The organism is Arenibaculum sp., from assembly GCF_035998295.1.
Classification (GTDB): domain Bacteria; phylum Pseudomonadota; class Alphaproteobacteria; order Azospirillales; family Azospirillaceae; genus DASYHS01.
This window is the reverse complement of record NZ_DASYHS010000124.1, coordinates 1-8,471: the sequence shown is the minus strand read 5'-3', so window position 1 is coordinate 8,471 and position 8,471 is coordinate 1. Positions and strand designations below refer to the sequence as shown.

The 8,471-nt window shown below is 68.7% G+C and carries 10 protein-coding genes; 3 read left to right on the top strand and 7 right to left on the bottom strand.

Going from position 1 to position 8,471, the window contains the following annotated elements; translation table 11 throughout:
- Both VGO20_RS12735 and VGO20_RS12730 read right to left on the bottom strand, forming a co-directional pair.
- Positions 1-419 (bottom strand): transposase (locus tag VGO20_RS12735; protein ID WP_327502726.1); only part of this gene is annotated, 419 nt, incomplete at its 3' end.
- Between the two features lie 207 nt (positions 420-626).
- Entirely contained in the window at positions 627-1,670 is a 1,044-nt protein-coding gene (locus VGO20_RS12730; RefSeq protein ID WP_327502725.1) for a GMP reductase, read from the bottom strand.
- A gap of 256 nt (positions 1,671-1,926) precedes the next feature.
- Between VGO20_RS12730 and leuD the strand changes: the two genes are divergently transcribed.
- Both leuD and leuB read left to right on the top strand, forming a co-directional pair.
- Positions 1,927-2,538, top strand: coding sequence for a 3-isopropylmalate dehydratase small subunit (gene leuD / locus VGO20_RS12725; protein WP_327502724.1), 612 nt, complete (start codon positions 1,927-1,929; stop codon positions 2,536-2,538).
- A gap of 79 nt (positions 2,539-2,617) precedes the next feature.
- The gene (gene leuB / locus VGO20_RS12720; RefSeq protein WP_327502723.1) at positions 2,618-3,727 is read left to right on the top strand and encodes a 3-isopropylmalate dehydrogenase; all 1,110 of its coding nucleotides are present in this window, start codon (positions 2,618-2,620) and stop codon (positions 3,725-3,727) included.
- A gap of 28 nt (positions 3,728-3,755) precedes the next feature.
- Here the strand turns inward: leuB and VGO20_RS12715 are convergent, their stop codons facing one another.
- Both VGO20_RS12715 and VGO20_RS12710 read right to left on the bottom strand, forming a co-directional pair.
- On the bottom strand, positions 3,756-4,013 hold the full coding sequence (locus VGO20_RS12715) for a hypothetical protein (RefSeq protein ID WP_327502722.1): 258 nt from the start codon (positions 4,011-4,013) through the stop codon (positions 3,756-3,758).
- 9 nt (positions 4,014-4,022) lie between these two features.
- Entirely contained in the window at positions 4,023-4,352 is a 330-nt protein-coding gene (locus tag VGO20_RS12710; protein ID WP_327502721.1) for an Mpo1-like protein, read from the bottom strand.
- An 80-nt stretch (positions 4,353-4,432) separates the two neighbouring features.
- Here VGO20_RS12710 and VGO20_RS12705 point away from each other — a divergent pair, with 80 nt between their 5' ends.
- A complete protein-coding gene (locus tag VGO20_RS12705) occupies positions 4,433-5,452 on the top strand; it encodes an aspartate-semialdehyde dehydrogenase (protein WP_327502720.1) in 1,020 nt (339 codons plus the stop codon).
- Between the two features lie 4 nt (positions 5,453-5,456).
- Here VGO20_RS12705 and VGO20_RS12700 read toward each other — a convergent pair whose 3' ends face one another.
- From VGO20_RS12700 to pdxY, 3 genes are all read right to left on the bottom strand, one after another.
- Positions 5,457-6,623 carry a hypothetical protein gene (locus VGO20_RS12700; RefSeq protein ID WP_327502719.1) on the bottom strand — a complete coding sequence of 389 codons (1,167 nt, stop codon included), beginning with the start codon at positions 6,621-6,623 and terminating at the stop codon, positions 5,457-5,459.
- A gap of 102 nt (positions 6,624-6,725) precedes the next feature.
- The gene (locus tag VGO20_RS12695) at positions 6,726-7,397 is read right to left on the bottom strand and encodes a glycine zipper 2TM domain-containing protein (RefSeq protein WP_327502718.1); all 672 of its coding nucleotides are present in this window, start codon (positions 7,395-7,397) and stop codon (positions 6,726-6,728) included.
- 110 nt (positions 7,398-7,507) lie between these two features.
- Entirely contained in the window at positions 7,508-8,368 is an 861-nt protein-coding gene (pdxY, locus tag VGO20_RS12690; RefSeq protein WP_327502717.1) for a pyridoxal kinase PdxY, read from the bottom strand.
- Between the last annotated feature and the right edge of the window lie 103 nt (positions 8,369-8,471).

Sequence of the window (8,471 nt, the reverse complement as noted above, 5' to 3'; positions counted from 1 at the left end):
AGGCTGGCCACGCCGGCGGCGAGCAGCGCGGCGAAGCCGTCGGTCAGCAGTCGCTCCAGCAGCGCGCCGTGGCCGACGCGGAAATCCGCCAGGGTCTTGTGGTTGACGCCGACCCCGCCGCACAGCCACTGGAAGGCCAAGTGCTCCCGGCACTGCCGCGCCAGCGCGCGCGCACTGCCGATGCCCTCGATCGTGGCGTACAGCCACAGCGCCATCAGCACGCGCGGATCGGCCGGCGGGTGACCGGGCCGGCCTTCCACCGCCTTGATCGCCGCATGAAGCGGGGCGAGGTCGAGGCCCTCGACGAAGGCCCAGACCTGACGCGCCCGGTGCTCCGCCGGCAGCAGATCGTCCAGGCTCAGCGCCCGCAGCTCGACCTGCCCGCGCTCGGCCCGACGCAGACGCGGCCGTCCGCCCACCGGTGCCGCCGGTCCAACCTGCCTCGGAAGGTCACCGAACAATCCTTCCTTCTCAACCGGTGCCATGCCGCGCCGCCTCCCAAGGACATCAACATGGCGATTCTAACCTATTCCAACGCCCGTGACTCCCGACGGCAGCCACTACACGCCAATGGCGATCAATTCATTCACAGGCTCTGAGGCGAGGAAGTGTCCAAGGAGGGGGCGTCAGGCCCCGAATACGGTGTTGAGCTGGCTGCCGACGCGGATGAAGGTCGTCCGCTTCGGCACCTCCTTCAGCCTGGTGGCGCCGATATAGGTCATCATGCTGCGCACGCCGCCCATGATCTCCTGCATCGTGCCCTCGACGGGGCCGCGGTAGGGGACCTCGACCGTCTTGCCCTCCGACGCCCGGTAGGCGGCGACGCCGCCGGCGTATTTCTTCATCGCCGTATCGGAGGACATGCCGTAGAAGGCCATGGCGACCGGCACCCGCTCGCCGTCGCGCTCCTCGTACCGGATGTCGCCCTCGCATTCGTCGTGGCCGGCCAGCATGCCGCCCAGCATCACGAAGTCCGCTCCCGCGCCATAGGCCTTCGAGACGTCGCCGGGGACGGTGCAGCCGCCGTCGGCGCACACCTGCCCCTTCAGGCCGTGGGCTGCGTCCGCGCATTCGATGATGGCGGAGAGCTGGGGATAGCCGACCCCGGTCATCTTGCGCGTCGTGCAGACGGATCCCGGGCCGATGCCGACCTTGATGATGTCGGTCCCGGCCAGCACCAGGGCCTCCGTCATGTCGCCGGTGACCACGTTTCCGGCCATGATGACCGCATCCGGGTTCTCGTCGCGGATGCGCCTCACGAACTGCACGAACTTCTCGGTGTAGCCGTTCGCGACGTCCAGGCACAGCTTGCCGACGGGAGCGCGGCTCTTCACGGCGCGCAGCTTCTCGTAGTCGGTCTCGGTCGTGCCGAGCGAGTAGAACACGTTGGCCGTGTCCTCCTGCCGGAAGAAATCCACCAGGGCTTCGGCGGGGTAGTGCTTGTGCAGCGCCGTCATCGCGCCGAACGCCGAAAGCGCCCGGGCCATCGCCATCGTCCCGACCACGTCCATGTTGGCCGCGATCAGCGGAAAGCCCGTCCATTCCGAGCCGCCGTGCAGGAAGCGGAAGGTGCGCCGGATGTCGACGTCGTTCCGGCTTGCGAGCGTGCTGCGCTTCGGGCGGATCAGAACGTCCTTGAAGTCCAGCTTCAGATCGCTCTCGATGATCATGTCGGTTTCCTTCTGCCACTCGGCCGTCCCGAAGCCGAAGCCATGTGGTGGATGCGTCGCTCCGTCGCAAGGAGGCCCGACCTCCATTGTTCCGGGAAACGGCCCACGCGCCAACGGTTCATCGGCGGAGATCCGCTGCCGGGCGCAAGGCAGGCCTTCCGCGAAAAACCCTTCCGCCAGGGGTGCGCCTGTGGCAATACAGCCCATCCTGGCATTAGCCGAAAGCAACGATATTACTTCGCTCGAGGTTCCGCCCATGGATAAGTTCACGACCCTGACGGGTATCGCCGCTCCGCTGCCCATGATCAACGTCGATACCGACATGATCATCCCCAAGCAGTTCCTGAAGACGATCAAGCGCACCGGTCTCGGCAAGCACCTCTTCGACGAGATGCGCTACACCCCGGACGGGCGGGAGGTACCGGACTTCGTGCTGAACCGGCCCGCCTATCGCGACGCGAAGATCCTGGTGGCGGGCGCGAATTTCGGCTGCGGCTCCTCGCGCGAGCACGCGCCCTGGGCGCTGCTCGACTTCGGCATCCGCTGCGTGATCGCGCCGAGCTTCGCCGACATCTTCTACAACAACTGCTTCAAGAACGGGATCCTCCCGGTCGTCCTTCCGCAGGATCAGGTCGACCTGCTGATGGACGATGCGCGCCGCGGCGCCAACGCCACCGTCACGGTCGACCTGGAGAAGCAGGAGATCACCGGCCCCGACGGCGGGCGCATCCGCTTCGAGGTCGACGCCTTCCGCCGGCACTGCCTGCTGAACGGCCTCGACGACATCGGGCTGACGATGCAGAGCGCCGCCACCATCGACGATTTCGAAGGCCGGCAGCGCGCCGGGCAGCCCTGGCTGTGGGCATAGGGACCTAAGGGGGGCTAGGCAGCCTCCTTCTTCCGATAGAAAATACCCAAGACGGCAATTTGCACGGAGTTCTTCCTTCATGGCCGCGAACAAGAAGCTGCTGATCCTCCCCGGCGACGGCATCGGTCCGGAGGTGATGCGCCAGGTACGCCGCGTGATCGACTGGATGGATCGCAGGCGATCGGTCACCTTCGACGTTCAGGAAGGCCTCGTCGGCGGCTCCGCGATCGACCAGCACGGCGTGCCGCTCTCCGACGAGACCATGGCCGACGCGATGGGGGTCGATGCCGTGCTGCTCGGCGCCGTCGGCGGCCCGAAATGGGACCAGATGTCCTTCGACAAGCGGCCCGAGGCCGGGCTGCTGCGGCTGCGCAAGGAGATGGAGCTGTTCGCGAACCTGCGGCCGGCCCTCGTCTTCGACGCGCTCGTGGACGCATCGACGCTGAAGCCGGACATCGTGCGCGGCCTCGACCTGATGATCGTGCGCGAGCTGACGGGCGGCGTCTACTTCGGCGAGCCGCGCGGGATCGAGGACTTGGCGAACGGGGAGCGCCGGGGGGTCAACACCCAGGTCTACACCACCTCGGAGATCCGACGGGTCGCGCGCGTCGCCTTCGAGCTGGCGCGCAAGCGCAGCCGCAAGGTCCATTCCGTCGAGAAGGCGAACGTGATGGAATCCGGCCTGCTGTGGCGCCAGGAGGTGACGAAGCTGCACCAGGAGGAATACTCCGACGTCGAGCTGCAGCACATGTACGCCGACAATTGCGCCATGCAGTTGATCAAGGCGCCCAAGCAGTTCGACGTGATCGTGACGGACAACCTGTTCGGCGACATGCTGTCCGACGAGGCGGCGATGATGACCGGCTCGCTCGGCATGCTGCCTTCCGCCTCGCTGGGCGCGGAGACCGGCGGCAAGCGCCGCGCCCTGTACGAGCCGGTGCACGGCTCGGCGCCCGACATCGCCGGCCGCGATCTCGCCAACCCGATCGCGACGCTGCTCAGCTTCGCGATGATGCTGCGCTATTCCTTCGACATGCACGAGGACGCGGGCACGATCGAGCGCGCGATCGAGAACGTGCTCAACGGCGGCATGCGCACGGCCGACATCATGGGGCCGGGAATGGCCCGCTGCTCGACCGGCGTGATGGGTGACTCGATCCTGCGCGAGCTGGACAAGCTCTCGGCCTGATGCGGCGGACCGCCCCGCCGGAGCCCGGTCACGGGAACCGGCGGGCGTTCTCCACCAGGGTCACGTAGAGCTCGCGGACGAAGTCCTGCTGCTTCAGGCGTCCGAACGGCAGGTTGTCGCACGCGAAGTCGACCAGCCCTTCCGACGGCTTCTGCGGCACGATCTCCCACCCCGCCTTGCGCAGGGCCATCAGGACGGCGCTGGCCTGCTTGAGATAGTCCTCGTTGAAGAGCGACCTGTCGGCCGACTTGATCGCCTGCGCGATCGTCTCCTGGAGCGTGGCCACGCCGCCTCCTCAGCCGATACCGTGCCGGCGCAGCTCGAGGTCGAGCCGCCCGGCGACGAACAGGAAGAACATTCGGAAGTCGCTGACGAGCGACCATACCGGATGGGTGAAGGTGGCGGGACGGTTGCGCTCGACCAGGGCATGGCTGATCCAGGCGAAGGCGTAGCCGGAGACGGCCGCCACGCCGACCAGCCGCGGGTCCCGGGTCGCGGCCGCCCCCGCGAGGCAGGCGAGGGCCAGACCCGTGCCGACGAAATGGCAGGCCCGCGTGACGGGCCGGCTGTGCTCGGCCAGGTAATGGGGCCAGAACTCCTCGTAGGTTCCGATCCGGCGGTCCATGTCCGCTCCTTCCCTTGCAAAGCTTCGGGCCAGGGCCTAATTCAGGTGGCTTTGGCAGGACCCGGGCAAAGGACGTTCTCATGGGCTACAGAATTGCCGTCGTCGGCGCAACCGGCAATGTCGGGCGTGAGATGCTCGCGATCCTCGCGGACCGGCGCTTTCCCGCCGACGAGGTAGTGGCGCTCGCGTCCGAGAAATCGGTCGGCCGGCAGGTCTCCTACGGCGAGGACGACGTGCTGGACGTGCGCGACCTGGCCGGCTTCGATTTCCGCGGCGTCGACCTTGTCCTGTCCTCCGCGGGCGCCAAGGTCTCCGCCGGCTTCGCGCCGAAGGCGGCCGCCGCGGGTGCGGTCGTGATCGACAACACCAGCCAGTTCCGGATGGACCCCGACGTTCCGCTGGTCGTGCCCGAGGTGAACCCCGAGGCGCTCGCCCAGTATTCCCGCCGCAACATCGTCGCCAACCCGAACTGTTCGACGATCCAGATGGTGATGGCGCTGAAGCCGCTGCACGACGCGGCGCGCATCCGCCGGGTCGTCGTCTCCACCTACCAGTCCGTCTCGGGCGCCGGGCACGAGGCGATGGACGAGCTGTTCAGCCAGACCCGGGCGATCTACGTCAACGACCCCGTCGAGAAGCAGCGCTTCACCAAGCAGATCGCCTTCAACGTGATCCCGCACATCGACACCTTCATGGACGACGGCGCCACCCGCGAGGAGTGGAAGATGATGGTCGAGACGAAGAAGATCCTCGATCCCTCCATCCGCGTGTCGGCGACCTGCGTCCGGGTGCCGGTCTTCATCGGCCATGCGGAATCGGTCAACGTCGAGCTCGAGGGCCCGCTGTCCGCCGACGAGGCCCGGGAGATCCTGCGCGAGGCGCCGGGCATCAGCGTGGTCGACCACCGCGCCGACGAGGGCTACGTGACCCCGGTGGAATGCGCGGGCGACGACTTCGTCTTCGTCAGCCGCATCCGGGACGACTTCACGGTCGAGAACGGCCTCAGCCTCTGGGTCGTCGGCGACAATCTCCGCAAGGGCGCCGCCCTGAACGCGGTCCAGATCGCCGAGAAGCTGGTCTCGGAGCATCTGGCCCGCTGAGGGCTCAGCTCCTGGCGGCGAGCTTGAACCCGACATAGGTGCCGTTGCTGATCCCCAGCAGTGCCAGCAGGGTCGCGTTGAAGTCCGGCATGCCGAGCACGCGGTAGACCTCGAGCAGGAACACCACGCCCAGCGTCACCGTCCACAGCACGGCCTGCAGCCGGTGCAGGCTGACGCCGTTGCCGTCCCACAGCAGGTCGCGCAGGAAGCCCCTGGAGCTGCCGAACACCTGGGCCTCGGCAGCCGCGACCTTGGCCTGCAGGGCAGCCCGCGCGGCGGCGCCCGCCGTCGCGGGGAGGTCGGCGAGTTGCTGGCGGAGCTGCTTGAGCGCCGCGACGGCCTGGTCGCGCTCCGGCGAGCCGAGGCCCGTTCCGGCGCCCGGGGCGGCGCCCGCGGTCGCCACGGTCGAGCCGAGCGCCGTCGCCCCGGCGATGCCGAGCAGGGCCACCGTGCCGACGGTCAGGGTGTCGTAGTCGCCGGTCAGCAGAAAGATGAAGCCGAAGGAGGCGAAGACCAGCACCGTCCACCACGCCATCTGCGTGCGCGACAGGCTGAAGGTGCCGCGAACCGGCCGGCTCGGCGCGAGGTCGGGCGGCGGCGGGTCCGACGGGAGAGGGTTGCGCAGCAGGTCGGTGCGCGCGGCCCAGGCGACGACCGCCGCCCCGACCAGGGCGACCGCCACCAGCAGCCCAAATGCCCAGACGGGATCGAAGACCCGCAGGCCCAGGCTGGCCTTGGTCGGGAAGGGCTGCTGCCCGGAAACGCCGATGCTGACCGGCATCCGGCGCACCGGGTCCGCGAGCCTGGGCGCACCGAGCAGGACGGCCCAATCGTCCTTGGAGGCTTCCGTGCGCATCAGGGTGAAGGTAGCCCGGTGGTGCAGGCCGTCGGCCTCGTCGATGGTCTCGACCGAGCCGTTCAGTCCGCCGATCTCCCGTCCGCCGAGGAACAGCGCCAACGTGTCCCCCGCGGTGGCGCCCGGTGCGTCGGCTCCGGGTGGCACGCGCAGTTCGATCGTGATCGTGTCGCGCAGCCCGGCCACCGCCGGCTGGACGCCGACGACCTCGACGGCGGCAGGCGAGGATGCAGGCGGGGATGTCGTCTGCGCATGGGCGGAAAGCGGCGCCGCCAGGGCGGCCAGAACGACGGCGAAGATGCACGCGATGCGCATGACCAGATCCCGGAAAGTCTCCTTTCGCGGGAGTCCAGCACAACGCCGGCGTTTTATCAATCGCGTTACTACATAAGGACTAAATCTTTAGAGGTAATTGCTTCAGCTCATCGGCTTCCAGTCGCCGTCCGGCATGCGGCAGGCGGTGCCGTAGGCCTCCTCGCTGCGCCCGCCGATCATCACCCGGGTCCGGTATTCCCGGCAATCCAGTCCGCCGCCCTGCTGGAAGCTGCGCACGGGGATCACGCTGTAGTCGGCACCGGCGTCGGGATTGCGCCAGACCACCGGTTGGGTCGGCGACCCGTATTCGAGCGCCTGGCCGAAGCAGGCCAGGTCCGCCTCGTCCATGGACCGCCCGATGCTGCCGCCGACCAGCACGCCCAGCAGACCACCGGCGATGGTCGCGGCGGTACGGCCGTCTCCCTTGCCGATCTGGCTGCCGATCGCGCCGCCCGCGACACCGCCCAGCACCCCGAAGATGAGGTCGCGGTTGCAGCGCAGGGAGCCGAGGCCCGGGGCCTGGGCCGGAACCGCCCGCGGCAGATCGCGCAGGTATACGATCCGGGGCACCGGGTTGCGGCACTTGACTTCTTCCTTGGTGACGCCGGGGGTGCGCTTGTACTCGTATTTGCACGCGCCGTCGTCGTATTCCCACTTCTCGACCTTGGAATGGCCATGACGGCCTCCCTTGTCGGCCGTCGCGGGGGCCGACCAGGAAAGGGCGGCGGCTGCGGCGACCACCGCCGCCATGATCCGTCTGCGCGAGTTCTGCACCGTTTCCATCCGTGGCTACACGAAACGCATGTGCCCCACGGTACCGTCACGGCCGTGACAAAGCTGTGAAATTCGCCCCAACGGGGTAGGGTAATCCCAATTCGCCGAGGTCAGCGCACCTTCTGGACCGTGAAGCGGCGCGTCGGCTCGACGAGTTCGTTCTGGGCGGGGATCAGCGCCAGTTCCCGGGTGCCGGCACGGCGCGTCGCCTCGATGACGCCCCAGATCGCGGACGACGCATGGGCCAAGGCCGCGGCCGGATCGCCGCCGTCCAGCAGCTTGGCGAGGAACAGCGCCGCGACCGCGTCGCCAGCGCCGTTGGGCGCCGGGTCCAGCGGGACGCGCGGCGTCACGGCGAGCCACGCGCCGTCGGGCCCGTCGAGCAGGAGTTCGATCGTCTCGGGATCGGCCTCGTTGCGGGTCAGGCTCGTCACCATGACGAGGCGCGGCCCCAGCGCGCGCACGGCCGCGGTCGCGGCGAGCGCGTCCTCCATCGTGGCGACGGTGCGTCCGGACAGGACTTCCAACTCGAACTGGTTCGGGGTCACGACGTCGGCGGCCGGGACCGCCCGCTCGGTCATGAACTCGCGGATGCCGGGGCGGACGAAGAAGCCCCGCCCGACGTCGCCCATCACGGGGTCGCAGCAATAGACCGCGTCCGGGTTGCCGGCGCGCACCCGCCGGACCGCGTCCAGGATCGCCGTGCCCAGCGCCGCGTCGCCCATGTAGCCGGAAAGCACCGCGTCGCAGCGCGCCAGCGCGCCGCGCTCGGCTATGCCCTCGATCACCGCCGCCACGTGCTCGGGCGAGAACACGTCGCCCGTCCAGGCGCCGTAGCCGGTGTGGTTCGAGAACTGGACGGTATTGACCGCCCAGACGTCGTGGCCGAGCCGCTGGAGCGGGAACACCGCGGCGCGGTTGCCGACATAGCCGTAGGCGACGTGGGACTGGATCGAGAGAATGTTCTTCATCGTGGCGAGCTCTCCGATGCGCGGGACGACCTTGCCACAGCGTTGCCGGGCATGCAGCAGCCAAGTTTTCGATTGCTGCCCTGCGGCGGTCGCAGTCTTCCCG

What these genes read in the sequence shown, in the direction of transcription:
- VGO20_RS12730 (WP_327502725.1), bottom strand. Translation starts at nt 1,670, where the DNA reads ATGATCATCGAGAGCGATCTGAAGCTGGACTTCAAGGACGTTCTGATC.
- leuD (WP_327502724.1), top strand. Translation starts at nt 1,927, where the DNA reads ATGGATAAGTTCACGACCCTGACGGGTATCGCCGCTCCGCTGCCCATG.
- leuB (WP_327502723.1), top strand. Translation starts at nt 2,618, where the DNA reads ATGGCCGCGAACAAGAAGCTGCTGATCCTCCCCGGCGACGGCATCGGT.
- VGO20_RS12710 (WP_327502721.1), bottom strand. Translation starts at nt 4,352, where the DNA reads ATGGACCGCCGGATCGGAACCTACGAGGAGTTCTGGCCCCATTACCTG.
- VGO20_RS12705 (WP_327502720.1), top strand. Translation starts at nt 4,433, where the DNA reads ATGGGCTACAGAATTGCCGTCGTCGGCGCAACCGGCAATGTCGGGCGT.
- VGO20_RS12700 (WP_327502719.1), bottom strand. Translation starts at nt 6,623, where the DNA reads ATGCGCATCGCGTGCATCTTCGCCGTCGTTCTGGCCGCCCTGGCGGCG.
- pdxY (WP_327502717.1), bottom strand. Translation starts at nt 8,368, where the DNA reads ATGAAGAACATTCTCTCGATCCAGTCCCACGTCGCCTACGGCTATGTC.